The 26,808-nt window shown below is 59.5% G+C and carries 29 protein-coding genes and 1 other annotated feature; of the genes, 20 read left to right on the forward strand and 9 right to left on the reverse strand.

The annotated features are described in order from the left end of the window. Positions 1-41 precede the first annotated feature (41 nt). The 6 genes from dgoR (at position 42) to LGM20_RS00080 (ending at position 6,145) form a co-directional block, all read left to right on the forward strand. Positions 42-731, forward strand: a complete 690-nt coding sequence (dgoR, locus tag LGM20_RS00055) for a D-galactonate utilization transcriptional regulator DgoR (protein ID WP_032454431.1) — start codon at positions 42-44, stop codon at positions 729-731. Continuing rightward, positions 728-1,606 carry a 2-dehydro-3-deoxygalactonokinase gene (locus tag LGM20_RS00060; RefSeq protein WP_044525098.1) on the forward strand — a complete coding sequence of 293 codons (879 nt, stop codon included), beginning with the start codon at positions 728-730 and terminating at the stop codon, positions 1,604-1,606. The genes dgoR and LGM20_RS00060 overlap by 4 nt, the downstream gene beginning before the upstream one ends. Beyond that, positions 1,590-2,207 carry a 2-dehydro-3-deoxy-6-phosphogalactonate aldolase gene (locus tag LGM20_RS00065; protein WP_044525097.1) on the forward strand — a complete coding sequence of 206 codons (618 nt, stop codon included), beginning with the start codon at positions 1,590-1,592 and terminating at the stop codon, positions 2,205-2,207. Before LGM20_RS00060 ends, LGM20_RS00065 begins: the two co-directional genes overlap by 17 nt. Beyond that, a complete protein-coding gene (gene dgoD, locus LGM20_RS00070) occupies positions 2,204-3,352 on the forward strand; it encodes a galactonate dehydratase (RefSeq protein ID WP_032454428.1) in 1,149 nt (382 codons plus the stop codon). Before LGM20_RS00065 ends, dgoD begins: the two co-directional genes overlap by 4 nt. 177 nt (positions 3,353-3,529) lie before the next feature. Further along, positions 3,530-4,867, forward strand: a complete 1,338-nt coding sequence (locus tag LGM20_RS00075) for an MFS transporter (protein WP_032447014.1) — start codon at positions 3,530-3,532, stop codon at positions 4,865-4,867. Between the two features lie 51 nt (positions 4,868-4,918). Then, positions 4,919-6,145: a DUF3748 domain-containing protein gene (locus tag LGM20_RS00080; RefSeq protein ID WP_044525096.1), complete on the forward strand. Its 1,227-nt coding sequence runs from the start codon at positions 4,919-4,921 to the stop codon at positions 6,143-6,145. Position 6,146: 1 nt separating this feature from the next. Here LGM20_RS00080 and LGM20_RS00085 read toward each other — a convergent pair whose 3' ends face one another. Next, positions 6,147-6,479: a YceK/YidQ family lipoprotein gene (locus LGM20_RS00085; RefSeq protein ID WP_023291451.1), complete on the reverse strand. Its 333-nt coding sequence runs from the start codon at positions 6,477-6,479 to the stop codon at positions 6,147-6,149. Between the two features lie 245 nt (positions 6,480-6,724). Further along, positions 6,725-6,800, forward strand: a sequence feature (ROSE (Repression Of Heat Shock gene Expression) occurs in the 5'-region of heat shock genes and acts as an RNA thermometer to modulate expression.). Here LGM20_RS00085 and ibpA point away from each other — a divergent pair. From ibpA to LGM20_RS00100, 3 genes are all read left to right on the forward strand, one after another. Beyond that, on the forward strand, positions 6,794-7,207 hold the full coding sequence (gene ibpA / locus LGM20_RS00090; protein ID WP_004151523.1) for a small heat shock chaperone IbpA: 414 nt from the start codon (positions 6,794-6,796) through the stop codon (positions 7,205-7,207). Its footprint overlaps the feature before it by 7 nt. Positions 7,208-7,323: 116 nt before the next feature. Next, positions 7,324-7,752, forward strand: a complete 429-nt coding sequence (gene ibpB, locus LGM20_RS00095) for a small heat shock chaperone IbpB (protein WP_044525095.1) — start codon at positions 7,324-7,326, stop codon at positions 7,750-7,752. A gap of 145 nt (positions 7,753-7,897) precedes the next feature. Next, positions 7,898-9,559, forward strand: coding sequence for a putative transporter (locus LGM20_RS00100; protein ID WP_044525094.1), 1,662 nt, complete (start codon positions 7,898-7,900; stop codon positions 9,557-9,559). On the opposite strand, the gene LGM20_RS00105 is transcribed toward LGM20_RS00100, so the two are convergent. Then, the gene (locus tag LGM20_RS00105; RefSeq protein WP_044525093.1) at positions 9,527-10,273 is read right to left on the reverse strand and encodes a GntR family transcriptional regulator; all 747 of its coding nucleotides are present in this window, start codon (positions 10,271-10,273) and stop codon (positions 9,527-9,529) included. The two genes, LGM20_RS00100 and LGM20_RS00105, sit on opposite strands and share 33 nt — an antisense overlap. A 298-nt stretch (positions 10,274-10,571) precedes the next feature. Here LGM20_RS00105 and LGM20_RS00110 point away from each other — a divergent pair, with 298 nt between their 5' ends. The 5 genes from LGM20_RS00110 to LGM20_RS00130 all read left to right on the forward strand — a co-directional run bounded on the left by LGM20_RS00110 (position 10,572) and on the right by LGM20_RS00130 (position 14,810). After that, positions 10,572-12,194, forward strand: coding sequence for an alpha-glucoside-specific PTS transporter subunit IIBC (locus LGM20_RS00110; protein WP_044525092.1), 1,623 nt, complete (start codon positions 10,572-10,574; stop codon positions 12,192-12,194). Further along, positions 12,191-13,513, forward strand: coding sequence for a 6-phospho-alpha-glucosidase (locus tag LGM20_RS00115; protein ID WP_017899668.1), 1,323 nt, complete (start codon positions 12,191-12,193; stop codon positions 13,511-13,513). Before LGM20_RS00110 ends, LGM20_RS00115 begins: the two co-directional genes overlap by 4 nt. A gap of 100 nt (positions 13,514-13,613) precedes the next feature. Then, entirely contained in the window at positions 13,614-13,961 is a 348-nt protein-coding gene (locus LGM20_RS00120; protein ID WP_004202264.1) for a YidH family protein, read from the forward strand. Next, a complete protein-coding gene (locus LGM20_RS00125; protein WP_044525091.1) occupies positions 13,951-14,313 on the forward strand; it encodes a DUF202 domain-containing protein in 363 nt (120 codons plus the stop codon). Before LGM20_RS00120 ends, LGM20_RS00125 begins: the two co-directional genes overlap by 11 nt. Further along, on the forward strand, positions 14,310-14,810 hold the full coding sequence (locus tag LGM20_RS00130; RefSeq protein ID WP_023291445.1) for a radical SAM protein: 501 nt from the start codon (positions 14,310-14,312) through the stop codon (positions 14,808-14,810). The genes LGM20_RS00125 and LGM20_RS00130 overlap by 4 nt, the downstream gene beginning before the upstream one ends. A 3-nt stretch (positions 14,811-14,813) precedes the next feature. Here LGM20_RS00130 and dsdA read toward each other — a convergent pair whose 3' ends face one another. Then, positions 14,814-16,142, reverse strand: a complete 1,329-nt coding sequence (gene dsdA, locus LGM20_RS00135; RefSeq protein ID WP_044525090.1) for a D-serine ammonia-lyase — start codon at positions 16,140-16,142, stop codon at positions 14,814-14,816. A gap of 17 nt (positions 16,143-16,159) precedes the next feature. Then, positions 16,160-17,497, reverse strand: a complete 1,338-nt coding sequence (gene dsdX, locus LGM20_RS00140) for a D-serine transporter DsdX (protein WP_044525089.1) — start codon at positions 17,495-17,497, stop codon at positions 16,160-16,162. 226 nt (positions 17,498-17,723) lie between these two features. On the opposite strand from dsdX, the gene dsdC reads away from it, so the two are divergent. After that, on the forward strand, positions 17,724-18,647 hold the full coding sequence (gene dsdC / locus LGM20_RS00145; protein ID WP_044525088.1) for a DNA-binding transcriptional regulator DsdC: 924 nt from the start codon (positions 17,724-17,726) through the stop codon (positions 18,645-18,647). 184 nt (positions 18,648-18,831) lie between these two features. Here the strand turns inward: dsdC and emrD are convergent, their stop codons facing one another. The 5 genes from emrD to LGM20_RS00170 form a co-directional block, all read right to left on the reverse strand. Next, on the reverse strand, positions 18,832-20,016 hold the full coding sequence (emrD, locus tag LGM20_RS00150; RefSeq protein WP_023291441.1) for a multidrug efflux MFS transporter EmrD: 1,185 nt from the start codon (positions 20,014-20,016) through the stop codon (positions 18,832-18,834). Between the two features lie 175 nt (positions 20,017-20,191). Next, entirely contained in the window at positions 20,192-21,025 is an 834-nt protein-coding gene (locus LGM20_RS00155; protein ID WP_044525087.1) for a DMT family transporter, read from the reverse strand. 66 nt (positions 21,026-21,091) lie between these two features. Beyond that, positions 21,092-21,538 (reverse strand): GNAT family N-acetyltransferase, encoded by a 447-nt coding sequence (locus LGM20_RS00160; RefSeq protein ID WP_004202251.1) that lies wholly within the window; start codon positions 21,536-21,538, stop codon positions 21,092-21,094. Between the two features lie 90 nt (positions 21,539-21,628). Continuing rightward, a complete protein-coding gene (gene tisB / locus LGM20_RS00165; protein WP_004145059.1) occupies positions 21,629-21,748 on the reverse strand; it encodes a type I toxin-antitoxin system toxin TisB in 120 nt (39 codons plus the stop codon). A gap of 450 nt (positions 21,749-22,198) precedes the next feature. Continuing rightward, positions 22,199-22,366 carry a hypothetical protein gene (locus tag LGM20_RS00170; RefSeq protein ID WP_162823538.1) on the reverse strand — a complete coding sequence of 56 codons (168 nt, stop codon included), beginning with the start codon at positions 22,364-22,366 and terminating at the stop codon, positions 22,199-22,201. Positions 22,367-22,378: 12 nt separating this feature from the next. Between LGM20_RS00170 and ivbL the strand changes: the two genes are divergently transcribed. From ivbL to uhpB, 5 genes are all read left to right on the forward strand, one after another. Continuing rightward, positions 22,379-22,474 (forward strand): ilvB operon leader peptide IvbL, encoded by a 96-nt coding sequence (gene ivbL, locus LGM20_RS00175; protein ID WP_002923286.1) that lies wholly within the window; start codon positions 22,379-22,381, stop codon positions 22,472-22,474. A 104-nt stretch (positions 22,475-22,578) separates the two neighbouring features. Beyond that, on the forward strand, positions 22,579-24,267 hold the full coding sequence (gene ilvB / locus LGM20_RS00180) for an acetolactate synthase large subunit (RefSeq protein WP_044525086.1): 1,689 nt from the start codon (positions 22,579-22,581) through the stop codon (positions 24,265-24,267). 3 nt (positions 24,268-24,270) lie between these two features. Beyond that, positions 24,271-24,558, forward strand: a complete 288-nt coding sequence (ilvN, locus tag LGM20_RS00185) for an acetolactate synthase small subunit (protein ID WP_017899675.1) — start codon at positions 24,271-24,273, stop codon at positions 24,556-24,558. A gap of 152 nt (positions 24,559-24,710) precedes the next feature. Beyond that, complete coding sequence (gene uhpA / locus LGM20_RS00190; protein WP_023291438.1) at positions 24,711-25,304, forward strand: transcriptional regulator UhpA; 594 nt, start codon at positions 24,711-24,713, stop codon at positions 25,302-25,304. A 17-nt stretch (positions 25,305-25,321) separates the two neighbouring features. Next, on the forward strand, positions 25,322-26,803 hold the full coding sequence (gene uhpB / locus LGM20_RS00195; RefSeq protein ID WP_072199062.1) for a signal transduction histidine-protein kinase/phosphatase UhpB: 1,482 nt from the start codon (positions 25,322-25,324) through the stop codon (positions 26,801-26,803). Positions 26,804-26,808 lie beyond the last annotated feature (5 nt).

A 26,808-nucleotide genomic window follows, 5' to 3' on the forward strand; every position in this document is an offset into this window, starting at 1 on the left:
CGGTAAAGTAGAGCAGTACACATAGAGCACAAGGACTCTCCATGACTCTCAATAAGACCGATCGCATTGTGATCTCGCTGGGCAGACAAATCGTCAGCGGTAAATACGTTCCCGGTTCGGCGCTTCCGGCCGAAGCGGAACTCTGTGAGGAGTTTGAAACCTCGCGCAACATCATCCGCGAAGTGTTTCGTTCCCTGATGGCGAAGCGGCTGATTGAAATGAAGCGCTATCGCGGCGCGTTTGTCGCCTCCAGAAACCAGTGGAACTACCTCGATACCGAGGTGCTGCAGTGGGTACTGGAAAATGACTATGACCCGCGTCTTATCAGCGCCATGAGTGAAGTGCGCAACCTGGTTGAACCCGCCATCGCACGTTGGGCGGCGGAACGCGCCACCTCAAGCGATCTGGCGGAAATCGAGTCGGCGCTGAATGACATGATTGCTAACAACCAAAACCGGGATGCCTTTAACGAAGCGGATATTCGCTACCACGAGGCGGTGCTGCAGTCAGTACATAATCCGGTTTTGCAGCAGCTTAGCGTGGCGATCAGTTCGCTGCAGCGGGCGGTATTTGAACGGACCTGGATGGGCGATGAAGGCAACATGCCGAAAACACTCCAGGAACATAAAGCGCTATTTGACGCCATTCGGCATCAGGATAGCGACGCGGCAGAGCAGGCGGCGTTGACGATGATCGCCAGCTCGACACGAAGGCTCAAGGAAATCACATGACGGCTCGCTACATCGCAATAGATTGGGGATCGACGAATTTACGCGCCTGGCTGTACCAGGGCGAAGAATGCCTGGAAAGCAGGCAATCTGAAGCAGGCGTAACGCGCCTGAATGGTCGATCTCCCGCTGCGGTGTTAGCGGAAATCACACAATACTGGCGCGATGGCGCCACACCGGTGGTGATGGCAGGTATGGTCGGTAGCAACGTGGGCTGGAAAATTGCCCCTTATTTGCCGCTTCCTGCCACTTTCTCGGATATTGGCCAGCAGTTAACTGCCGTTGGCGACAATATCTGGATAATTCCCGGCCTTTGCGTTTCCCGTGACGATAACCATAACGTCATGCGCGGGGAAGAAACGCAACTGCTGGGCGCACGCGCCTTAGCCCCTTCGTCTGTCTATGTGATGCCAGGAACCCACTGCAAATGGGTACTGGCCGATCGCCTGCAAATTCACGATTTTCGTACCGTTTTGACCGGTGAGTTGCATCATCTGTTGCTTCAGCACTCGCTGGTGGGCGCCGGCTTGCCGCCGCAGGAAACGTCCGCCGACGCATTCGCGGCCGGTCTGCAGCGCGGTATCAACAACCCCGCCGTCCTGCCGCAGCTGTTTGAAGTGCGCGCTTCGCACGTGCTGGGCGCGTTGCCTCGCGAGCAGGTTAGCGAATTTCTTTCCGGCCTGCTGATTGGCGCTGAAGTGGCCACCCTCAGCGCCACGTTCGCCGGAGAGCAGGCGATTACCCTCGTCGCCGGGTCATCGTTAACGTCCCGCTATCAGCAGGCATTCCGCGCCATTGGCCGCGAAGTCACTGCGGTTGCGGGCGATACGGCATTTCAGACAGGAATAAGGAGCATCGCTTATGCAGTGGCAAACTAACCTTCCGCTTATCGCTATTCTGCGCGGTATTACGCCAGACGAGGCGCTGGCTCACGTTGGCGCCGTTATCGACGCCGGTTTCGACGCGGTCGAAATCCCGCTGAACTCGCCGCAGTGGGAGAAAAGTATTCCGCAGGTCGTCGACGCTTACGGCGAGCAGGCGCTTATCGGCGCGGGCACCGTGCTGCAACCGGAGCAGGTCGATCGGCTGGCGGCCATGGGCTGTCGGCTGATTGTGACGCCAAACATTCAACCGGAAGTGATCCGGCGAGCGGTGGGTTACGGCATGACCGTATGTCCAGGCTGCGCCACCGCCAGCGAAGCTTTCAGCGCGCTCGATGCCGGCGCGCAGGCGCTGAAAATTTTCCCGTCATCGGCTTTTGGCCCGGATTACATCAAAGCGTTGAAAGCCGTGCTGCCGCCCGAGGTTCCGGTCTTTGCCGTCGGCGGCGTGACGCCGGAAAACCTGGCGCAGTGGATTAAAGCCGGCTGTGTGGGGGCTGGGCTGGGGAGCGATCTCTATCGTGCCGGCCAGTCGGTTGAACGTACCGCGCAGCAGGCAGCCGCATTCGTAAAAGCGTATCGAGAGGCAGTGAAATGAAAATAACCAATATCACCACGTACCGTTTACCTCCGCGTTGGATGTTCCTGAAGATTGAAACCGATGAAGGCATCGTCGGCTGGGGAGAACCGGTGATTGAAGGGCGCGCCAGAACGGTGGAAGCCGCCGTTCATGAATTTGGCGATTATCTGATTGGTCAGGATCCGGCGCGGATTAATGACCTGTGGCAGGTGATGTACCGCGGCGGCTTTTATCGCGGCGGTCCGATTATGATGAGCGCCATCGCCGGTATTGACCAGGCGTTATGGGATATTAAAGGTAAGGTCCTGAATGCCCCGGTCTGGCAACTGATGGGCGGGCTGGTGCGCGACAAAATTAAAGCCTACAGTTGGGTGGGCGGCGACCGCCCCGCCGAAGTGATTGACGGGATTAAGAAGCTGCGCGGCATTGGTTTCGATACCTTTAAATTAAACGGCTGCGAAGAGATGGGCATCATTGATAATTCCCGCGCGGTTGATGCCGCGGTGAATACCGTGGCGCAAATCCGCGAAGCGTTTGGCAATGAAATTGAGTTTGGCCTCGATTTTCATGGTCGGGTAAGCGCGCCGATGGCCAAAGTATTAATTAAAGAGCTGGAACCGTATCGCCCATTATTTATTGAGGAGCCGGTATTAGCCGAGCAGGCGGAATATTATCCGCGGCTGGCGGCGCAAACCCATATCCCTATTGCCGCCGGCGAACGTATGTTTTCGCGTTTTGAATTTAAACGGGTCCTTGAAGCGGGCGGGGTGGCTATTTTACAACCCGATCTGTCGCACGCAGGCGGTATTACCGAATGCTATAAAATTGCCGGCATGGCGGAAGCCTATGACGTTGGACTGGCGCCGCACTGTCCGCTGGGGCCGATCGCACTGGCAGCCTGTCTGCACGTTGATTTCGTTTCGCATAACGCGGTCTTCCAGGAGCAGAGCATGGGGATCCACTACAACAAAGGCGCCGAACTGCTTGATTTTGTGAAAAACAAAGAAGATTTCAATATGGAAGGCGGCTTCTTTAAACCATTGACGAAGCCGGGGCTGGGCGTGGAAATTGATGAGGCCCGCGTGATTGAGTTAAGTAAAAACGCGCCGGACTGGCGAAACCCGTTGTGGCGGTATGAGGATGGCTCTGTCGCCGAATGGTAAATGCGCGTCATACTTCGCGCTGGTGATGCGTTGGCTGCATTTTCTTACCTTGGTCACATACGATTGTATGCTCCCAGGGATGCGAAAATTTGCCGCCTTTCCCCAGCACAAATTATTTAGCGCATCGCAACATAGTTATTAATACAAAACAAAAACACCCTCTGTAAATTACCGGGCATGGTGAGCGGCTTCGCTATGCCCAAAATCTGGAGACAGATTGCGATGGATATTTCAGTTACCGCTGTAAAAACCGGGCGTCGCCGTTATCTGACGCTCATCATGATCTTTATTACCGTGGTTATTTGTTATGTTGACCGCGCCAACCTCGCCGTCGCCTCGGCGCATATTCAGGAGGAGTTTGGTATTAGCAAAGCGGAAATGGGCTACGTATTTTCCGCCTTTGCCTGGCTGTATACCCTCTGCCAGATCCCGGGCGGTTGGTTCCTTGACCGCGTGGGGTCCCGGCTTACCTACTTTATCGCCATCTTTGGCTGGTCTGTAGCCACGTTGCTACAAGGCTTCGCCACCGGCTTAATGTCGCTCATAGGCCTGCGCGCTATCACCGGGATCTTCGAAGCACCAGCCTTTCCAACCAATAACCGCATGGTGACCAGCTGGTTCCCGGAGCATGAACGCGCCTCCGCCGTCGGGTTTTATACCTCGGGGCAATTTGTTGGCCTGGCTTTCTTAACGCCGCTGCTGATTTGGATCCAGGAGCTATTGAGCTGGCACTGGGTGTTTATTGTTACCGGCGGTATCGGCATTATCTGGTCGCTGATCTGGTTCAAGGTTTATCAACCGCCGCGGCTGACCAAAAGCATCAGCAAAGCCGAACTCGACTATATTCGCGACGGCGGCGGCCTGGTGGATGGCGATGCGCCGGTGAAGAAAGAGGCGCGTCAACCGTTATCGAAAGCGGACTGGAAGCTGGTCTTTCATCGCAAGCTGGTCGGTGTTTACCTTGGGCAGTTTGCGGTAACCTCGACGCTGTGGTTCTTCCTGACCTGGTTCCCGAACTACTTAACCCAGGAAAAAGGCATTACCGCGCTGAAGGCCGGTTTTATGACCACGGTGCCCTTCCTCGCTGCGTTTTTTGGCGTCCTGCTCTCTGGTTGGCTGGCGGATAAACTGGTGAAAAAAGGCTATTCGCTGGGCGTGGCGCGTAAAACGCCGATCATCTGCGGACTGCTGATCTCCACCTGCATCATGGGGGCGAACTACACCAACGACCCGGTATGGATTATGGCGCTGATGGCGCTGGCATTCTTCGGTAACGGTTTTGCCTCCATTACCTGGTCGCTGGTCTCATCCCTGGCGCCGATGCGCCTGATCGGTCTAACCGGAGGCGTGTTTAACTTTGTTGGCGGCCTGGGGGGCATCACCGTACCGCTCGTGATTGGCTATCTGGCGCAGGATTACGGCTTTGGCCCGGCGTTGGTCTATATCTCCGTGGTGGCGCTGATAGGCGCGCTGTCTTATATCCTGCTGGTCGGCGATGTGAAACGTGTAGGCTAAATTTTTGCGATACGCTACCCTGATGCGTAAGTCTCGCATCAGGGTATCGTTATGAAACAAGTCACTTTTGCTCCCCGTCATCATCAGCTTACCAATGTTAATACCTGGACCCCCGACAGCCAGTGGCTGGTGTTCGACGTCCGCCCGTCCGGTGCGTCGTTCACCGGCGAGACCATTGAGCGAGTGAACGTAAACAGCGGCGCGGTGGAGACCATTTATCGTGCCACGCAAGGCGCGCACGTGGGCGTGGTGACCGTGCATCCAACCCAGGAGCGCTACGTGTTCATTCACGGCCCCGAGCGGCCGGATGCGCAATGGCAGTATGATTTTCATCACCGCCGCGGGGTGGTGGCCTTTCAGGATACCGTCGAGAATCTGGACGCCATGGACATCACTGCCCCTTACACCCCCGGGGCGCTGCGCGGCGGCAGCCACGTCCATGTCTATAGCCCCAACGGCCAGCTGGTCAGTTTTACCTACAACGATCATGTGCTGCACGAGCGCGACCCGGCGCTGGATCTGCGCAACGTCGGCGTGGCCGCGCCGTATGGACCCGTGACGCCGCCGGGCCACCATCCGCGCGAATACGGCGGCAGCCACTGGTGCGTGCTGGTGAGCCGCACGACGCCGACTCCCGCGCCGGGCAGCGATGAGATTAATCGCGCCTATGAAGAGGGCTGGGTGGGGAACCATGCGCTGGCGTTTATTGGCGATACGCTGGCGGAAAACGGCGACAAAGTCCCGGAGCTGTTTATTGTCGATCTGCCGCAGGATGAAGCCAGCTGGAAGCAGCCCGGCGGGGAGCCGCTGGCCGGTACCGCAACCACGATGCCCGCGCCGCCGGCGGGCGTCAGTCAGCGTCGTTTGACCTTCACCCACCATCGCCGTTATCCGGGGCTGGTGAATATTCCACGTCACTGGGTGCGCGCCAATCCACAGGCTACGAGCATCGCCTTCCTGATGCGCGACGACGCCGGTGTGGTGCAGCTGTGGCTGATTTCCCCACAGGGGGGCGAGCCGCGGCAGTTGACGCATCACACGTCGGGTATCCAGTCGGCATTTAACTGGCATCCGTCGGGAGAGTGGCTGGGCTTTGTACTGGAGGGGCGGATTGCCTGCTGTCATGCCGGCACAGGCGATATCACCTTTTTAACCGAGGCGCATGCTCATGCGCCCTCGGCGGACGCGATCGTCTTTTCGCCAGACGGTAAACAGATTGCCTGGATGGAGGAGGTGGACGGTTATCGCCAGCTGTGGGTCACGCAGACCGGGCGATAACTTACTGGGCAGGCATCGGCGCTGGCGGGATCACCGAGTTGGTCGCCAGCGTGGCCTTCTCGCTCTTTTCGACCCGAGATTTGATTGAGCTGTCGGTGCGGAACATATCCCACGGCAGCAGCAGGGTATCCATGACGGCGGTGAACGGCATGTCCAGCGCCACCAGCGATTTCACACCCCAGTTGGTATTGTTGTCCCCCAGCGTTTGCGCACTGGATCGCGTGCCCGGATAGGTTCCCTCTTTGCCACCGGTATGTGACATTACGCTGGAGCAACCGCTCAGGCTTATTATCCCGCTGAACAGGACCAGCTTTAACAGTCGTCTGCTTTTCATTGTTCTTCCATCGTCGTTTCGGGCGTTGAGATAACCTTTTAGCGGTTATATCGGGCCATCCCGTGAATGCATAGCGTTATTGCGCCGCACTGTGGCGGGCATCGCACTTTGCTTTTTGTGCTCCTCCCCCCAGTCTAAGCAATCATCGGCAAACTGCAAAAAAAAACGCCCTCAATCCCTTGAAAAGCACGGGGAGAAACCCATTTTATAGGTGTAACCCACTGAGAATACGCCTGAGGGGTATTCCGGATTACCGCGGCCTGTCCACGATGGAAGGTCATTTGATTCTCGCTGATTTTCAGGAGCTATTTATTATGCGTAACTTCGATCTCTCCCCGCTTTATCGTTCAGCCATTGGTTTCGACCGCCTGTTTAACCTGCTGGAAAACAATCAAAGCCAGAGCAATGGCGGCTACCCTCCGTATAACGTCGAGCTGGTAGACGAAAACCACTATCGCATCGCTATCGCGGTGGCTGGCTTTGCTGAAAGCGAGCTGGAGATCACCGCCCAGGACAATCTGCTGATCGTCAAAGGCGCCCACGCTGCCGAGCAGAAAGAGCGGACCTACCTGTATCAGGGGATCGCCGAGCGTAACTTCGAGCGCAAATTCCAGCTGGCGGAAAACATTCATGTCCGCGGCGCCAACCTGGTAAACGGTCTGCTGTATATCGATCTGGAACGGGTGATCCCGGAAGCGAACAAGCCGCGCCGTATCGAAATCAACTAATTGTCCCTCTCAGGCCGCGTGGCGGCCTGATGTAATAACCTGCTCGCCGTCAGGGAGCATATGCGAATTCGCGCAATTCGCAGATATTCACTCGCTTCACAGAAGGAGAAAACAGTATGCGTAACTACGATTTATCCCCCCTGCTGCGTCAATGGATCGGTTTTGACAAACTGGCCAGCGCCCTGCAAACCGCCGGTGAAAGCCAGAGCTTCCCGCCCTATAACATCGAAAAAAGCGACGATAACCACTACCGCATCACCCTTGCGCTGGCCGGTTTCCGTCAGGAAGATCTGGATATTCAGCTGGAAGGCACCCGCCTGGTGGTAAAAGGCACGCCGCAGCAGCCGGAAAAAGAGACCACCTGGCTGCACCAGGGGCTGGTGAGCCAGGCCTTCAGCCTGAGCTTCACCCTCGCCAACAACATGGAGGTCTCTGGCGCGACCTTCACCAACGGTCTGCTGCATATCGATCTGACCCGCCATGAGCCTGAGCAGATCGCCCCGCAGCGCATCGCCATCAGCGAACGACCGGCGTTAAATAGCTAATAAAGCAACCTATTGATAAAGCCCCGATTTTCGGGGCTTTTTTGTGCCGGTCTGTTTGCTGGTATTGTGCGCCAGGCTGCATACAACCCGTCTGGCAGCGGTCATAATCCCTGTTAATAATAATGTTATTCACAGGGACGATACCATGAGTGAGATAGCATTGACGGTCAGCGTACTGGCGCTGGTGGCGGTGATTGGGCTGTGGATCGGCAATGTCAAAATCCGCGGCGTCGGCTTTGGTATTGGCGGCGTGTTGTTTGGCGGCATTATCGTCGGCCACTTTGTCGATCAGGCGGGAGTCGCCCTCAGCAGCCCGATGCTGCATTTTATTCAGGAATTCGGCTTGATCCTGTTTGTCTACACCATCGGTATCCAGGTGGGGCCAGGCTTTTTCGCCTCGCTGCGGGTCTCAGGCCTGCGGCTCAATCTTTTCGCTATCCTGATCGTGATTCTTGGCGGCCTGGTCACGGCGGTGCTGCATAAACTGTTCAATATTCCTCTCCCGGTGGTGCTTGGCATCTTCTCCGGCGCGGTGACCAACACGCCGGCGCTGGGGGCCGGGCAGCAAATCCTGCGGGATCTCGGGGTGCCGTTAGAGGTGGTCGATCAGATGGGGATGAGCTATGCGATGGCGTATCCGTTCGGCATCTGCGGCATTCTGCTGACCATGTGGCTGGTGCGCCTGTTCTTTCGCATCAATGTCGAGAAAGAGGCCCAGCAATTTGAGGAGAGCAGCGGCAACGGCCATGCCCATTTGCACACCATCAATGTGCGGGTGGAGAACCCCAACCTCAACCAGATGGCGATTCAGGATGTGCCGATGCTCAACAGCGACAATATCGTCTGTTCGCGACTGAAGCGCGGTGAGCTGCTAATGGTGCCTGCGCCGGGCACCCTTATCCAGGCCGGCGATCTGCTGCACCTGGTGGGGCGGCCGGAGGATCTGCACAATGCGCAACTGGTGATCGGCCAGGAGGTGGCCACCTCGCTGTCGACGCGCGGCACCGACCTGAAGGTAGAGCGGGTGGTGGTGACTAACGAGAAAGTGCTGGGGAAGAAAATACGCGATCTTCACGTCAAACAGCGCTATGACGTCGTGATCTCCCGGCTTAATCGCGCTGGCGTCGAGCTGGTGGCCAGCAGCAGCGCCAGCCTGCAGTTTGGCGATATTCTTAACCTGGTCGGCCGTCCGGAGGCGATTGACGCCGTGGCCGCCGAGCTGGGTAACGCCCAGCAGAAGCTGCAGCAGGTTCAGATGCTGCCGGTATTTATCGGCATCGGCCTCGGGGTACTGCTGGGATCTATCCCGTTGTTTATTCCCGGCTTCCCCGCCGCCCTGAAGCTCGGGCTGGCCGGGGGGCCGCTGATTATGGCGCTGATTCTCGGGCGCATCGGGAGCATCGGCAAGCTGTACTGGTTTATGCCGCCGAGCGCCAACCTGGCGCTGCGCGAGCTGGGGATCGTGCTGTTTCTGGCGGTGGTCGGGCTGAAATCGGGGGGCGACTTTGTGGCGACCCTGACCCAGGGCGATGGCCTGAGCTGGATCGCTTACGGCATTTTCATCACCGCCATCCCGCTGCTGACGGTAGGCATTCTCGCGCGCATGCTGGCGAAAATGAACTATCTGACGCTGTGCGGCATGCTGGCCGGCTCGATGACCGACCCGCCGGCGCTGGCCTTCGCCAACAATCTGCACGCCACCAGCGGCGCGGCGGCGCTTTCTTACGCTACCGTCTATCCGCTGGTGATGTTCCTGCGGATTATCACCCCGCAGCTACTCGCCGTGCTGTTCTGGGGGCTGAGCTAGCGGGCTGTGCGCCTGGACGCGGCGCAGATGGTAGTCCACCTGATACTCGCTGGCGTTGCGGAACATGACCGAATAGTTAAGAAACTCGCCGCTGTCGCTGTAGGAAAGGGAGGTAATCCGCAGCAGCGGCATCTGCTCCGGAACGTTCATTGAGCGCGCCAGCTGCCTGTCCGCCAGCACCGGCGTCAGGGTCTCATAGTTCCCGCTGATGATGATCCCGCACTCCTTCTCAATATAATCAAATTTCGATCCCTCCAGATGGCTCAGCGACAGGTTACGAAACAGCTTCACCGGCATATAGCTATCCTCCAGCATCAGCGGCTTGCCGTCGACGAAGCGCACCCGCCGCGAGAAGTAGATCCGTTCATCAATTTTAATTCGCAGCAGGCTGGCGATGGCCGGCGGGGCAGGCATCACTTCGAAGGCCAGCACCTGGCTTACCACCTCTTTACCCTGCTTGCGCAGCACTTCCGCCAGGCCGGTGAGATTGCTGGTTTCATGATGGACGTCTTTACGCGCCACGTAGGTCCCCGAGCCGTGGCGACGGACCACCAACCCCCAGTCCACCAGCAGGTCGATGGCTTTGCGGATGGTCATGCGCGCCACCCCGAACTCCTCGGCCAGTTTTTTCTCTCCCGGCAGCGGGCTGCCGATGGAGAAGTCGGCAGAATTCAGCCGCAGCCGCAGGCGGTCAGCAATGGATTTGTAGATCACCAGTAGTCCTCTTGTACAGGAAAGAGCGAAGTTATTTTCTTCACCTGTTATTAAAAAATTAGTTTCAAAACAAAAGATTATTATCAATTCATTAGATCGATTTCATCCTTTGGCTTATCGATGTCTAACTTTTGTTAACGAAGTAGACAACTTTGGCCAAATTAAAACCATGAAAGCGATCACGAATCGCAACGGCGCGGCATGTTGTTGGACGGGCAAATTCCTATTCTCGAGTGAGGCCGGTAATCAAGAAAAAGAAGGCCATTCACCCTACGAGTTGTTACATGAGGATTTCCCAATGCTCAGTCAAATACAACGCTTTGGCGGCGCCATGTTTACCCCGGTTTTATTGTTTCCTTTCGCCGGGATCGTGGTCGGTATCGCCATTATGTTGCGCAACCCGATGTTCGTCGGCGAAGCGCTGACCGCACCCGACAGCCTGTTTGCACAGATCGTTCACATCATCGAAGAGGGCGGCTGGACCGTCTTTCGTAATATGCCGCTGATTTTCGCCGTCGGTCTGCCGATTGGCCTGGCGAAGCAGGCCCAGGGCCGGGCCTGTCTGGCGGTACTGGTGAGCTTTCTCACCTGGAATTACTTTATTAACGCCATGGGGATGACCTGGGGCCACTTCTTCGGCGTCGACTTTTCCGTTGAACCCACGGCCGGCAGCGGCCTGACGATGATTGCCGGGATTAAAACCCTCGACACCAGCATTATCGGGGCGATCGTCATCTCCGGCCTGGTGACGGCCCTGCATAATCGCTATTTCGATAAACCCCTGCCGGTGTTCCTCGGCATCTTCCAGGGCTCATCGTTTGTGGTCATTGTCGCCTTCCTCGCGATGATCCCCTGCGCCTGGCTGACGCTGCTCGGCTGGCCAAAAGTCCAGCTGGGTATTGAATCGCTACAGGCCTTCCTGCGCTCTGCCGGCGCGCTCGGGGTGTGGGTCTACATCTTCCTTGAGCGCATTCTGATCCCCACCGGTCTGCATCACTTCGTCTATGGCCCGTTCATCTTTGGCCCGGCGGTAGTGGAGGGCGGACTGCAGGTCTACTGGGCAGAGCATCTGCAGGCGTTCAGCCAGAGTACGGAACCGCTGAAGACGCTGTTCCCGGAGGGCGGCTTTGCCCTGCACGGTAACTCGAAAGTGTTTGGTTCGGTGGGCATTGCGCTGGCGCTTTACTTCACCGCCGCGCCGGAAAATCGCGTCAAGGTCGCCGGCCTGCTGATCCCCGCCACGTTGACCGCGATGCTGGTCGGGATCACCGAGCCGCTGGAGTTCACCTTCCTGTTCATCTCGCCGCTGCTGTTCGCCGTCCACGCGGTGCTGGCGGCGTCCATGGCGACGGTGATGTACATCTGCGGGGTGGTGGGCAATTTCGGCGGCGGCCTGCTCGACCAGTTCTTGCCGCAAAACTGGATCCCGATGTTCCATCACCACGCCTCGATGATGTTCATTCAGATAGGTATTGGTCTCTGTTTCACCGCCCTCTACTTCGTGGTCTTCCGCACCCTGATCCTGCGTCTGAAACTGAAGACGCCGGGCCGGGAAGAGAGCGAAATCAAGCTCTACAGCAAGGCTGATTATCAGGCGGCGCGGGGTAAAACCACGGCGGCAGCCGCGCCAGAGACCCGGCTGGGCCAGGCCGCTGGCTTCCTGCAGGCCCTCGGCGGCGCCAGCAACATTGAAAGTATCAATAACTGCGCCACCCGACTGCGCATCGCGCTGGTCGATATGGCGAAAACGCAAAGTGACGACGTCTTTAAAGCGCTGGGCGCCCACGGGGTAGTACGCCGCGGCAACGGGATTCAGGTCATCGTCGGCCTGCACGTTCCCCAGGTGCGCGACCAGCTGGAAAACCTGATGAAAGATTCTCTTTCGACCGAACATACCACCATGACGGAGGCAGTATCATGAAAAAATTCTCAGTTGTTATCGCAGGCGGCGGCAGCACCTTCACCCCGGGCATTGTCCTGATGCTGCTGGCAAACCAGGATCGTTTTCCGCTGCGGTCGCTGAAATTTTACGACAACGACGGGGCGCGGCAGGAGACCATCGCCGAGGCGTGCAAAGTGATCCTCAAAGAGCAGGCGCCGGAGATTGAATTCAGCTATACCACCGATCCGCAGGCGGCGTTTACCGATGTTGATTTCGTCATGGCGCATATCCGCGTCGGGAAATATCCGATGCGTGAACAGGATGAGAAAATCCCGCTGCGCCACGGCGTGCTGGGCCAGGAGACCTGCGGACCGGGCGGGATCGCCTACGGTATGCGCTCTATCGGCGGCGTGCTGGAGCTGGTGGATTATATGGAAAAATATTCGCCGAACGCCTGGATGCTTAACTACTCCAACCCGGCGGCGATTGTGGCGGAAGCCACCCGTCGTCTGCGGCCGAACGCCAAAATCCTCAACATCTGCGATATGCCGATCGGCATTGAAGGGCGGATGGCGCAGATTGTCGGCCTCAAAGACCGTAAACAGATGCGCGTGCGCTACTATGGCCTCAACCACTTCGGCTGGTGGACCTCGATTGAGGATCTCGACGGCAACGATTTGATGCCGAAACTGCGCGAATATGTGGCGAAATACGGCTATGTGCCGCCATCTAACGACCCGCACACCGAGGCAAGCTGGAACGACACCTTTGCCAAAGCGAAAGATGTGCAGGCGCTGGATCCGCAGACCATGCCGAATACCTACCTGAAATATTACCTGTTCCCGGACTACGTGGTGGCCCACTCCAACCCGGAACGCACCCGCGCCAATGAGGTGATGGATCATCGTGAGAAAAACGTCTTCAGCGCCTGCCGGGCGATTATTGCCGCCGGGAAATCCTCCGCAGGCGATCTGGAGATTGACGAGCACGCGTCGTATATCGTCGATCTGGCGACGGCCATCGCCTTTAACACGCAGGAAAGGATGCTGCTGATTGTGCCGAACAATGGCGCGATCCATAACTTTGACGCCGACGCGATGGTGGAAATTCCTTGCCTGGTGGGCCACAACGGGCCGGAGCCGCTGACGGTCGGGGACATCCCGCACTTCCAGAAAGGGATGATGAGCCAGCAGGTGGCGGTGGAAAAACTGGTGGTCGATGCCTGGGAACAACGCTCTTACCACAAGCTGTGGCAGGCGATTACCCTGTCGAAAACCGTGCCGAGCGCCTCGGTGGCGAAAGCGATCCTCGACGACCTGATTGCCGCCAATAAGGATTACTGGCCGGAGCTGCATTAATCCCCGCCGTTGACCGGCGCCCTGCGGGGCGCCGATGCTTCTCCCCGGTTCCTGATTTACGCTATGCTGAAGCCTGCTGCGCGATGAACAAGGAACCGTCATGAAAATCTCCCGCCTCGGCGAAGCGCCTGATTACCGCTTTTCGCTGGCTAACGAACGCACCTTTCTGGCGTGGATCCGCACGGCGCTCGGTTTTCTTGCCGCTGGCGTCGGTCTTGACCAGCTGGCGCCAGACTTTGCCACGCCGCTGATCCGTGAAATTCTCGCCCTGCTGCTATGCCTGTTTGCCGGCGGCATGGCCATCTATGGCTATCTGCGCTGGCTGAACAACGAGAAGGCGATGCGCCTGAAGCAGGATCTCCCCTATACCCGGACGCTGCTGGTGATTAGCATCCTGCTGCTGGCGGTGGTGGTCGCGGTGATGTTGCTGGTGCTGTATGGCGGATAAACGCCGGGCGCGGCGGGAAAGCGACCCGGGGCTACAGCCAGAGCGCACCTCCCTGGCCTGGTTTCGCACCCTGCTGGGCTATGGCGCGCTGATGGCGCTGGCGATTAAGCACAGCTGGCACCGCGCCGGACTGCCGTTCTGGCTGTCGATCGGCGTGCTGGCGTTAGTGGCGGGGATCCTTTGGGGCTATACCCGCCGTCGTCATCTGATGGACGTCGACGACAGCGATTTTTTACAGCCGCGGGCGGTTCGTGACAAATTTTTGATCGCACTCGCAGTACTTTCTCTGGCATTCCTGTTTGCTGTTACTCACCTTCAACAGATCGTTTCATTCATTAGGGATATGTCATGACAGGATGTCCGGCGAATTTGCCTCTCACTCATGCCCCCGGCCAGCAACATGACACTCCCTTTCAGGCGGTAGTGGTCGAGGCGGAGCATTGCCGCCAGCCGCAGGCGTTCTATGCGCAGCTGCGTCAACAGGGGCTTACGGCTATCCATTTTATTCCGCAGCTGGCGGCTGGCGACGCCGCGCTGTGGGGAGAGTTTCTCTGCGCGGTCTTTCACCGCTGGGTGCGGGAAGATATTGGCCGTATCAATATTTTGCTGTTCAGCGAGACGCTGAGCGCCTGGTGCGGCGAGTTGATAACGCAGGCGGGCGCGCCGGCGGCCAACAGCGCCTGCTACGGCTGTCCGTGGCTACGCCTGTGCCGCTGCGGCGAACAGGAAGACCCGCTGTGCGCGGGTTACCGGCAGTTCTACGATCTCAGCGGGCCCTATATGCGAGTGATGCGGGACCTGCGCCGACAGCAGCGGCCGCCAGAGGCGTTGATGCCGCTGCTGCGCTGAAGATTAGCGCCCCTTCGCCAGATACTGCGCCATCTCCTCTTCCGGCACCATTCCGCCGCCGGTGGCCCACACCAGGTGGGTCGCCTGCTGCAGCTGTTGCTCACTCAGCCCTTGCAGCTGATGGTACGCTTTGCTGGCGCAGACGCGCTGCGGCCCGGCCATCCCGGCCAGCGCGGAGGGCTCAAGGCGAATATTTTCCGCTGTCGCCAGCCAGCCCAACATGTCATACATCGTCTGGTCGTCAAGGGTATAGAACCCGTCGAGCAGGCGCTCCATTGCCCGGCCAACGAAGCCGGACGCCCGGCCGACCGCCAGACCGTCGGCGGCGGTCAGGTTATCAATGCCTAAATCCTGCACCGCTATCTGGTCATGAAGCCCGGTGTAGACGCCGAGCAGCATGCAGGGAGAGTGGGTCGGTTCGGCGAACAGGCAGTGAACGTGGTCGCCAAAGGCCAGCTTGAGGCCAAACGCCACGCCGCCGGGGCCGCCGCCGACGCCGCACGGCAGGTAGACGAACAGCGGATGGTCGGCATCGACCACCCGTCCGGCTTTGGCGAACTGCGCCTTCAGGCGCTCGCCGGCCACGGCATAGCCGAGGAACAGCGTGCGCGAATTTTCATCGTCGATGAAAAAGCAGTTCGGGTCGGATTCCGCCGCCTTGCGTCCCTGTTCGACCGCCACGCCGTAGTCCTCTTCATACTCCACCACCGTCACGCCGTGGCTGCGCAGTTTGGCCTTTTTCCACGCCCGGGCGTCCGCGGACATATGCACGGTAACCTTAAAGCCGATGCGGGCGCTCATGATGCCGATCGACATCCCGAGGTTGCCGGTTGAGCCGACGGCGATGCTGTACTGGCGGAAGAACTGTTTAAACTCCGGCGTCAGCAATTTGCGATAATCATCTGCGGTAGTCAGCAGCCCGGCCTCGAGCGCCAGCTTTTCCGCATGGGTCAGCACTTCATAGATGCCGCCGCGCGCTTTGATCGAGCCGGAGATCGGCAGATGGCTGTCTTTTTTCAGCAGCAGTTCGCCGCCAATCGGCTGGCCGAATTTTTGCTCGAGGCGGTGCTTCATTGCCGGAATGGCGACCACTTCCGATTCGATGATCCCGCCGCTGACGGCCGTTTCCGGGAAGGCTTCCGCCAGATAGGGCGCGAAGCGCTGAAGGCGGGCATGGGCGTCCTGCACGTCGTCGGCGGTCAGACCGACGTAAGGCAATCCCTCCGCCAGAGGGGTGGTGGCGGGGTTAAACCAGGTGGTTTCTTTCAGGGCGATCAGATCCTGCACAAGCGGGAAGGTCGCGGTCAAGGTAGTCAATTCAGCGTGTTTCATCATACGTCTCTTTGCGCTCAGATAATGAAAGAAAGCAGGAAGGTGGCGGCCAGTGCAAGTAGCGACGCGATAAAAGTCGCCGTCGTGTAGTACTTGAACGTTTCACTGAGGCTTGTGCCGCAGTACTGTTTGACCAGCCAGAAGAGGGAATCGGTGACGATCGTGCAGCCAATGGCGCCGGAACCGATAGCAATAGCGATGATCTCCGGGCTGACGCCGGGATAGAGCGGCAGCATCGGCGCGACGATGGCGGTGGCGCCCATCATCGCCACGGTGGCGGAGCCGACGGCGGCGTGCAGGATAAGCGCCACCAGCCAGGCCAGCAGAATCGGGTGCATATCGAGGTTCGACAGGATCACCGCCAGGCTATCGGCCAGGCCGCTGGATTTTAAGATCGCGTTGAACGCGCCGCCTGCGCCGATAATCAGCAGGATGTTGGCGATCGACCCAAAGCCATTTTCAGTATGGGTTAGCAGGACGCCCATCCCCATTTGCCGACGAATGCCGAGCATGTAATACGCGACAAAGACGGCGATAAACATCGCGGTGATGGGGTTGCCGATAAATTCCAGCACCGTATACAGCGTGCCGCCTTTCGCCATGTTCAGTTCGGCGACGGTTTTCACCAGCATCAGGCCAATCGGCAGCAGTACGGTAAACAGCGTGGCGCCGAGCGACGGCAGCGTCGACGCCTCGCGGACCTCAAGATTGGCAAATTCGGCCGGGACCGGTTTGTACGGCAGGCGGTTGCCTAACGCTCGGAGAAACAGCGGGCCGCCAACCAGCGAGGCGATCAGACCGACCAGCAGGCCATAGACAATTACTGTGCCAATATCGGCGCCCAGTTTGTTAGCGACAAACAGGGCCGCCGGATGCGGAGGGACCACGCAGTGCACCGCCATCAGCGCGGTACACAGCGGAATAGCCAGCTTCAGCAGCGAGGTGTTGGTTTTTTTGGCGATGGAGAAGGCCAGCGGGATCAGCAGGACCACGCCGACTTCGACAAACAGCGTGATGCCGCAGATCAGGCCGACCAGCACCATAATCACGTCCGCCGACAGCCAGCGGCAGCGCTGCAGCGTCAGGCCGATGCGCTCCGCCGCGCCGGAGACCTCCATCATCTTGCCGAGAATGGTGCCGAGGCCGATCACCGCCGCCAGGAAGCCCAGCGTGCCGCCGATCCCGCTCTCAATGGCGTTGACCATCTCCAGCGGCCCCATTCCCATCATCGCGCCGACGAAAAAGCTCGCCAGCAGCAGCGCCAGAAAAGGATGAAACTTCAGTTTGACGATCGTTAAGACGATTAACACGATGCTGATCAGCAGCGTGCTCACAACCCAGACTTGCGAACCCATATTCCACCTCGCCTGTGAATAATCTGGCCTTATTGAAGCGAGAAACCTCATGGGCTGACAAACGATATAAATGGGCTTTAAGGTGAGGAGAATTGAATCAAGTCGGTGATTTGGCTCAAAAACAGACCATTAAACATGCTGTGGGTCAAATTAATTCACCCTTTAGCGGCAAAACCGGCGTGATTTTTTTATCATCAACAGCCACTGTATTAGCCAGGAGCGCGTGATGGATGTGCTAAAAAACATAGGTACCCGGCTGCTGAACGGCTGGCAGCTTTCCAGGCTGTCGACCTTTGAAGTAGCGGCGCGGCACGAGTCGTTTGCCCTGGCCGCCGACGAGCTGGCGCTCACGCCTGGCGCCGTCAGCCACCGGATTAATCAGCTGGAAGCGGAGCTGGGGATCCTGCTCTTTGTCCGCTCGCATCGTAAAGTTGAGCTGACGCGTGAAGGTAAGCGGGTCTACTGGGCGCTGAAGTCGTCGCTGGATGGCCTCAATCAGGAGATCCTCGACATCAAAAACCAGGAGCTCTCCGGCAGTCTGACGGTCTACTCGCGGCCCTCTATCGCCCAGTGCTGGCTGGTGCCGGCTCTGGGAGACTTTACCCGCCGTTACCCGGCCATCTCCCTCACCGTGCTGACCGGCAACGAGAACGTTAACCTGCAGCGGACGGGCATCGATCTGGCGATCTATTTTGATGATGCGCCGTCGTCGCAGTTGAGCCACCATTTTCTGATGGATGAGGCGATCGTGCCGGTATGTACGCCGAATTACGCGCACCAGCGGCAGTTAATGTCGAATCCGGGCAATCTGCGCCACTGTACCTTGCTCCACGACCGCCAGGCATGGAGCAACGATTCCGGCACCGATGAGTGGTATAGCTGGGCGCAGCAGTTTGCGGTGGACCTGCCGCCATCGTCGGGCATTGGCTTCGATCGTTCCGATTTAGCGGCGATCGCGGCGATGAACCACCTCGGGGTGGCAATGGGGCGTAAGCGGCTGGTGCAGAAGCGGCTGGAGAGCGGGGAGTTGATCGCCCCGTTTGGCGATATGACGCTGAAATGCCACCAGCACTACTATGTGACCACCCTGCCGGGTCGCCAGTGGCCGAAAATCGACGCCTTTATTGAGTGGCTGCATAGTCTGACCTGAAAATGAGCCGGGCTACCCCTCAATGATGTTGGACAGGCCGGGTAAGGCGCCAGCCGCCACCCGGCAACATAACGGTACGGCGCCTGATAACCGCCCGGCGGCGCTGCGCTTGCGCGGGCCTACAGAGGACAGAACGGTAGGCCGGGTAAGGCGTCAGCCGCTATCCGGGGAGCGGCCGCCGCGCTTATACCGGCTGCTGATGATGGGTAAAGCGCGAGGCCAGCGGCAGCCAGCACAGCAGAATCAACAGGCCCATCAGCATCATCAGCAGCCCGAGACTGCCCTGACCGGTTTGCGGCATCATTGCTGACAGCCATGCCAGCACGCCGGAACCGATATTCTGCAAGCCGCCAACCAGCGCCCCGGCGGTACCGGCGAGGAACGGGAATGGCTCCATCGCGCCGCTGGTGGCCAGCGGGAACAGCATGCCGGCGCCAAAGAAGAACAGCGCCGCCGGCACCAGCAGGGTCCAGACGGTCATAACGCCCAGCAGCCCCGGGATCCACATCATCAGACCCGCCAGCAGGCAGCAGATAACCGATTGCCACATCAGGGTCGGGAAACGCTTGTTAGGCCGGCCGGCAAACCAGGCGCCGAAGAAGGCGGCCGGGATCGGCAGAATAAACAGAATACTCACCGCCATGCTGCTCAGGCCGAGCACCGCGCCCATCAGTACGCCGGAACAGGCTTCGAATACCGCAATCCCCGCCAGGCCGCCGATCAGCATGAGCAGGTAACAGTTAAAGGCGCCGGTGCCGAACAGCGTTTTGTAGCTGGCCAGAAGTTTGGTGCGCGGCGCGCCCTCCGGGCGCGTTTCCGGCATCCATTTCGCCATGCTAAAGGTCACCCCCGCGCACAGCACCAGCAGGAAGGCGTAACAGGCGCGCCAGTTCCACAGGGTGTCGAGGATGCCGCCGAGCAGCGGGGCAATCAGCGGGCTGACCAGAATGCCCATATTTAACAGGCTATTGGCATGACGCAGCTGGGCGCCTTCGTACAGATCGCGGGGCAGGGTGCGCGCCATCACGCCGCCGACGCCGGTGCCCATCCCCTGCATGGCGCTGGCGGCGATCAGCACCGGCAGGCTATGGGTGGTAATGGCTACCAGCGTCGCCAGCATAAAAATCGACATCCCGACGAGGATCACCGGGCGGCGACCCACGCGGTCGGAGAGCGGGCCGTAAAACAGCTGTGAAATACCGTAGGTCAGCAGGTAGGCCGCCATTACGCTTTGTACCGCCCCTTCGCGGACGTTCAGCGCGACCGCCATGTCGGCGATGGCCGGAATATAGATGGTCTGCGCCATCTGGCCGACGGCCACCAGCAGTACCAGCATCAACAACAAATTGAAGTTTTTATGCCGTTTCATGTCGATGAATACTTTGTGAGTAAATAAAAATTAAGAATATGTGACTGGCACACCCCGTAAACGATGGAGGAATCTACCATATAAAAATGACATAACAACTGCAAAGTGCCGATTGTTGAGGGAATTCCAGGCAGATTATGTAAACAGGAACGGCAACTAATGTTGCCATTTCAGGCTACGCGAGGCGCAGGAGGATCGCCCCGGCGGCAATCCCGCAGGCGGCGACGATGCGCAGCGGCATCAGTTGCTCTTTCAGGACGATAAACGCGATCAGCGCGCCGAACAAAATGGAGGTTTCACGCAGCGCGGCGACCACCGCCAGCGGCGCCTGGGTCATCGCCCACAGCGCCAGGCCGTAGGAGCCCATGGTGCCGATCCCGCCGAGGATACCTTTTCGCCAGTGCAGGCGCAGATAGCGGCTGGCTTCAGCGCGGCGGGTTATCATTGCCCAACTTAGCAGGCAGAAGCCGTTCATAAAAAAGGTCCACAGGGTGTAGCCCAGCGCCGAGCCCGCCAGCCGGACGCCGGTGCCATCCACCAGCGTATAGCCGGCGATAAAGCAGGCGTTGATCAGCGCCAGCACGATGCCTTTGCGGGAGCTGGCGAGGCCGTTAAAGGCCATCGCCAGAATGGCCAGACAGATGACGCCGATACCCAGCCAGGCCAGCGGCGACAAACGATCGCCGAGAAACAGCACGCTTATCGCCGCCACCAGCAACGGGGCAGTCCCCCGCATCAGCGGATAGGTCTGGCTCATATCCGACACCTGATAGGTCTTCGCCACCAGCACCGTATACACCACCTGTAACGCGCACGACGCCAGCAGATAGGGGGCGCTGGCCAGCGTGGGCTGCGGGGCAAAAGGCAGCATCACCAGGGCGAGCAGCGCGGCCGAGCCGCTGACGCCGATCGCCGCGTACATTTTATCGCCGCTGGCTTTGACAATAGCGTTCCAGCTGGCGTGCAGCAGGGCGGCGAACAGCAAAATGCAGAATACGGTGAGGGTCATCGCAGACAGGTTCAACAGTGAAGGTCACCGGACTGTAACACGCGCCCGCGCTGCCAGCCAGCGGGGCTACAGCGAACAAAACAGGCGATGCGTCACCCGCGGTTCATCGTACACCGGGCGAAAGCCAAGTCTTTCATAAAAGGGCCAGGCCTGCGCCGGAGCGTGGGTGTTGAGAAAATCGAACCAGGCGCTGGAGTGGGTGATAACCGAGACCAGCAGCTGCTGGCCGATCCCCCGGCGGCGGTAGCGCTCGCTGATGTAGAGGTGGCGAATACGCCCGGCCCGCGGCTGGGGGCTGAAGGGATCGCTATTGATGCCGCATACCCCAACCAGCTGGTGATTCACGAAGGCGCCCAGCAGCGTTTCGCCCGGCGCGGTAAAGCGGTTTTTGCCGCTCTGCCAGTTTTCCGCCAGGCGGCGCAGCATATTGAAATGCTGTTCAAGGCTTTCGGTGCGCAGCGCCGCGAACCCCGGGGCATCCGGCGTCGTGGCGGCAATTAACAGGGGTGGCATAGCTTCCTCCATCAAGTCATCCCGGTACGCCCGGCGGGCGCCTGCAGGGGGGCGGTTTCCCGCCCCCCTCAGGTGCGACTTGAACCTGAATCAGCGGAACTGTTTCAGGACTGCATCAAGTAGTTGCAACACAGCAACCATGAGTTTCAGGATTAAAATAATAATATCCATTCCGCCCATACGCGCGTCTCCTGTGGTTAAGGAGCACAATAAGCTGACGTACCTTTCCGCTGCCCGTTGTCAGCTTATCCCTGCCTGTCGCCGGCGGCGTCGCCCTGGCCTGTGGTGGCTCCTTCCGTGGACGGCTTCCCGGCCCGCCGCCTGCAACGACAGGGGTGCGCAGCGCTGAACCACGCGTTGCCGCGCGGGCCAGTGACTGCACGTTGTTGACGTAACACAGTGTGCTCTCTCGGGGTTAAGGCACTGACGGCACCACCCGTTTCAGCCAGGACTTCGTTGCGCCGGTCAAACTTGCGGCCCCCGAATGGCACACCATGAACACACCCAGTATAGATAAATACTGTATGGATGAACAGTATTTTTTGGACAAATCCGCCGCGCTATCCCATACTCTATGACAGAGAAAAACCGACCTTAAATTGCGCGAACTGCAGCGATCGCGTATACTTTTGGCGTTGACGTAATACAGTGTGCTTGCGGCTACCACCTGTAACCATGCTGATAAAAACCTCGCTCCGGCGGGGTTTTTTGTTTTCTGCCCTTTTGCGCCGAACTGTGATCTTTCGCGCAAATTTCCGTGGATGAAAATAAAACCATTGTGAAAACGTAAAACCTGTGTTTGTATAAATTCAGCTTATTTTTCGACACAACAGGTCCCTAATGAACGCAACCCTGATCGCTTCGACCCTACTAAAAACCGCGCCAGCCGCGGTGGTCGTCGTGTCTGTGGTGGTCGTCGTCGGCAATGCGCCGTAGGGTCCGGAACAACACGAATTCCAAACCCCGCCGGCGCAAACCGAGCGGGGTTTTTTGTTGGCGAGCCCCCCGGTAAAGTCGGCCCAGAAGAAAAGGACTGGAGCATGGCAAGTTCGGGCACCACATCAAACACAATGCGCTTTACCGGCGCGCAGCTGGTTGTTCATTTACTGGAACGCCAGGGTATCACTATGGTTAGCGGCATTCCGGGCGGCTCCATCCTGCCTATCTACGATGCCTTAAGCCAAAGCACGCAGATCCGCCACATCCTGGCGCGCCACGAGCAGGGCGCGGGCTTTATCGCCCAGGGGATGGCGCGTACCGAAGGCAAACCGGCGGTCTGTATGGCCTGCAGCGGCCCGGGGGCGACGAACCTGGTGACGGCGATCGCCGATGCCCGCCTGGATTCGATTCCGCTGGTCTGCATCACCGGCCAGGTGCCGGCATCGATGATCGGCACCGACGCCTTCCAGGAAGTGGACACCTACGGCATCTCTATCCCCATCACCAAACATAACTATCTGGTGCGCGACATCGCCGAGCTGCCGCAGGTGATCAGCGACGCCTTCCGTATTGCTCAGTCCGGGCGTCCCGGGCCGGTGTGGATAGACATTCCTAAGGACGTACAGTCGGCGACCATTGAGCTGGAAACGCTGCCGGAGCCGGGCGAGCGCGCCGCAGCGCCGGCATTCGCCCCCGAAAGCGTGCGCGAAGCGGCGGCGATGATCAACGCGGCGAAGCGTCCGGTGCTCTATCTGGGCGGCGGGGTGATTAACGCGCCGCAGGAGATCCGTGAGCTGGCGGAAAAAGCCAACCTGCCGACCACCATGACCCTGATGGCGCTGGGCATGCTGCCGAAGGCGCACCCGCTGTCGCTGGGGATGCTGGGCATGCATGGCGCGCGCAGCACCAACTTCATTCTGCAGGAAGCGGATTTACTGATTGTTTTAGGCGCGCGTTTTGATGACCGGGCGATTGGCAAGACCGAGCAGTTCTGCCCGAACGCGAAGATTATCCACGTCGATATCGACCGCGCCGAGCTGGGCAAAATTAAGCAACCGCACGTGGCGATTCAGGGCGATGTGGCGGAAGTCTTAGCCCAGCTGAACCCGCAGGTTGAGGCGCAGCCGCGCGAGGAGTGGCGCCAGCTGGTGGCCGACTTGCAGCGCGAATTCCCCTGCGCCATCCCGCAGGGAAGCGACCCGCTCTCCCATTATGGCCTGATTAACGCCGTGGCCGCCTGCGTGGATGATGAAGCGATCATCACCACCGACGTAGGCCAGCACCAGATGTGGACGGCGCAGGCCTACCCGCTCAACCGTCCGCGGCAGTGGCTGACCTCCGGCGGTCTTGGCACCATGGGCTTCGGCCTGCCGGCGGCGATCGGCGCGGCGCTGGCGAATCCGCAGCGCAAGGTTATCTGCTTCTCCGGCGACGGCAGCCTGATGATGAATATTCAGGAGATGGCCACCGCCGCTGAAAATCAGCTGGATGTAAAAATTATCCTGCTGAACAACGAAGCGCTGGGGCTGGTGCATCAGCAGCAGAGCCTGTTCTATCAGCAGGGGGTTTTTGCCGCCACCTATCCGGGGATGATTAACTTTATGCAGATTGCCGCCGGTTTTGGCCTGCAAACCTGTGATTTAAATAACGAAGCCGATCCGCAGGCGGCGCTGCAGGCGATCATCGACCGTCCGGGGCCGGCGCTGATCCACGTGCGCATCGACGCGCAGCAGAAAGTGTATCCGATGGTACCGCCGGGTGCGGCTAATACTGAAATGGTGGGGGAATAAGCCATGCAAAAACACTGTGATAACGTCATCCTGGAACTCACCGTCCGCAACCACCCCGGCGTCATGACCCACGTCTGCGGGCTTTTTGCCCGCCGCGCGTTTAACGTCGAAGGTATTCTCTGTCTACCGATTCAGGGCAGCGAACACAGCCGCATCTGGCTGCTGGTGAACGACGATCAGCGTCTCGGGCAGATGATTAGCCAGATTGAAAAGCTGGAAGATGTCACCAAAGTGGCGCGTAACCAGTCCGATCCCACCATGTTTAACAAAATTGCGGTGTTCTTCGAGTAAATCGCGCAAGGCTTGAACGGTAAGGTGCTTATGGTTAAGGTAAGCGCCTTTACCGGATGGCGCTGCGCTAATCCGGCCTTCAGGGAGTGAATCCGTAGGCCGGATAAGGCGTTTACGCCGCCATCCGGCGCTTTCAGGCACCAGGAAACACCATGACTACCATCGCCCTTATTGACGATCATTTGATTGTCCGCTCCGGCTTTGCTCAGCTGCTGGGGCTGGAAACTGATTTTCAGGTTGTCGCCGAATTTGGCAGCGGCCGCGAGGCGCTGGCGGGGTTGCCGGGGCGCGGCGTTCAGGTCTGTATCTGCGATATCTCGATGCCGGATATTTCCGGGCTGGAGCTGCTCAGCCAGCTGCCGAAGGGGATGGCGACCATTATGCTGTCGGTGCACGACAGCCCGGCGCTGGTCGAGCAGGCGCTCAACGCCGGCGCGCGCGGCTTTCTGTCGAAACGCTGCAGCCCGGACGAACTTATCGCCGCGGTGCGCACGGTGGCGGCGGGGGGCTGCTATCTCACGCCGGATATCGCCATGAAGCTGGCCGCCGGGCGCCAGGATCCGCTCACCAAACGCGAACGTCAGGTGGCGGAAAAGCTGGCGCAGGGCATGGCGGTAAAAGAGATCGCCGCTGAGCTCGGGCTGTCGCCGAAAACCGTCCACGTTCACCGCGCCAACCTGCTGGAAAAACTGGGCGTCAGCAATGACGTCGAGCTGGCGCGCCGCATGTTTGACAGCTGGCAATGAAGACCTTACTCCCGCGCCTGCTGTCGGTGATCGGCTGCGCCTTTATCTTCGCCGCCGCCTGGTTTTGTCTGTGGAGCATCAGCCTGCATCTGGTGGAGCGCGCCGATCTGGCGGTGCTGCTGTTCCCCTTCGGCCTGCGGCTGGGGCTGATGCTCCAGTGCCCGCGCGGCTACTGGCCGGTGCTGCTGGGAAGCGAGTGGCTGCTGATCTTCTGGCTGACGCAGGAAGTGGCGCTGGCGCATCCGATAATATTGATGACCGGAAGCCTGCTGACCCTTCTGCCGGTGGCGCTGATCTCGCGATATCGCCAGCAGCGCGACTGGCTGACGCTTCTGCGTCAGGGCGGGGCGTTAATGGCCGCCGCGCTGCTGCAATCGCTGCCCTGGCTGGCGGAGGGGGACGAGGGGCTTAACGCCCTGCTGTTGACGCTCACCGGCGGCCTGACCCTGGCGCCGACCTGTCTGGTGTTCTGGCACTACCTCACCAGCACCGTCTGGCGGCCGCTGGGGCCGTCGCTGGTGGCGCAGCCGGTAAACTGGCGCGGGCGGCATCTGATCTGGTATCTGCTGTTATTCACCATAAGCCTGTGGCTGCAGCTTGGGCTGCCCGCCGAGCTCTCCCGCTTTACCCCGTTTTGCCTCGCGCTGCCGATTATCGCTCTGGCCTGGCACTACGGCTGGCAGGGAGCGCTGATCGCTACGCTGATGAACGCGATCGCCCTGATTGCCAGCCAGACCTGGCACGATCACCCCGTCGATCTCCTGCTTTCGCTGCTGGCGCAGAGCCTCACCGGGCTGCTGCTGGGGGCGGGGATCCAGCGATTGCGCGAGCTGAACCAGTCGCTACAGAGCGAGCTGGCGCGCAATCGGCGGCTGGCGGATCGCCTGCTGGAGACCGAAGAGAGCGTGCGCCGCGACGTCGCGCGCGAGCTCCATGATGATATTGGCCAGACCATCACCGCAATACGCACCCAGGCGGGGATCGTCCAGCGGCTGGCGCCGGACAACGCCAGCGTTCGCCAGAGCGGCCAGCTGATTGAACACCTCTCGCTGGGGGTGTATGACTCGGTGCGTCGCCTGCTGGGCCGCCTGCGTCCGCGCCAGCTTGACGACCTGCCGCTGGAGCAGGCGGTACGTTCTCTGATGCGCGAGATGGAGCTGGAGGATCGCGGCATCGTCAGCCATCTCGACTGGCGGATTAACGAGGCGGGGCTGAGTGAAAACCAGCGCGTGACCCTGTTCCGCGTCTGCCAGGAGGGACTGAACAATATCGTCAAGCATGCCAGCGCCAGCGCCGTGACCCTGCAGGGCTGGCAGCAGGAGGAGCGACTGATGCTGGTGCTGGAGGATGACGGCTGCGGCCTGCCGCCGGGCTCGAGCGCGCAGGGGTTCGGTCTGACCGGCATGCGCGAGCGCGTGACCGCCCTGGGGGGCACGCTGACGATCTCCTGCACCCACGGTACCCGGGTGTGCGTCAATCTACCGCTGCGTTACGCCTGAGAGGA

The organism is Klebsiella quasipneumoniae subsp. quasipneumoniae (genome assembly GCF_020525925.1).
Classification (GTDB): Bacteria; Pseudomonadota; Gammaproteobacteria; order Enterobacterales; family Enterobacteriaceae; genus Klebsiella; species Klebsiella quasipneumoniae.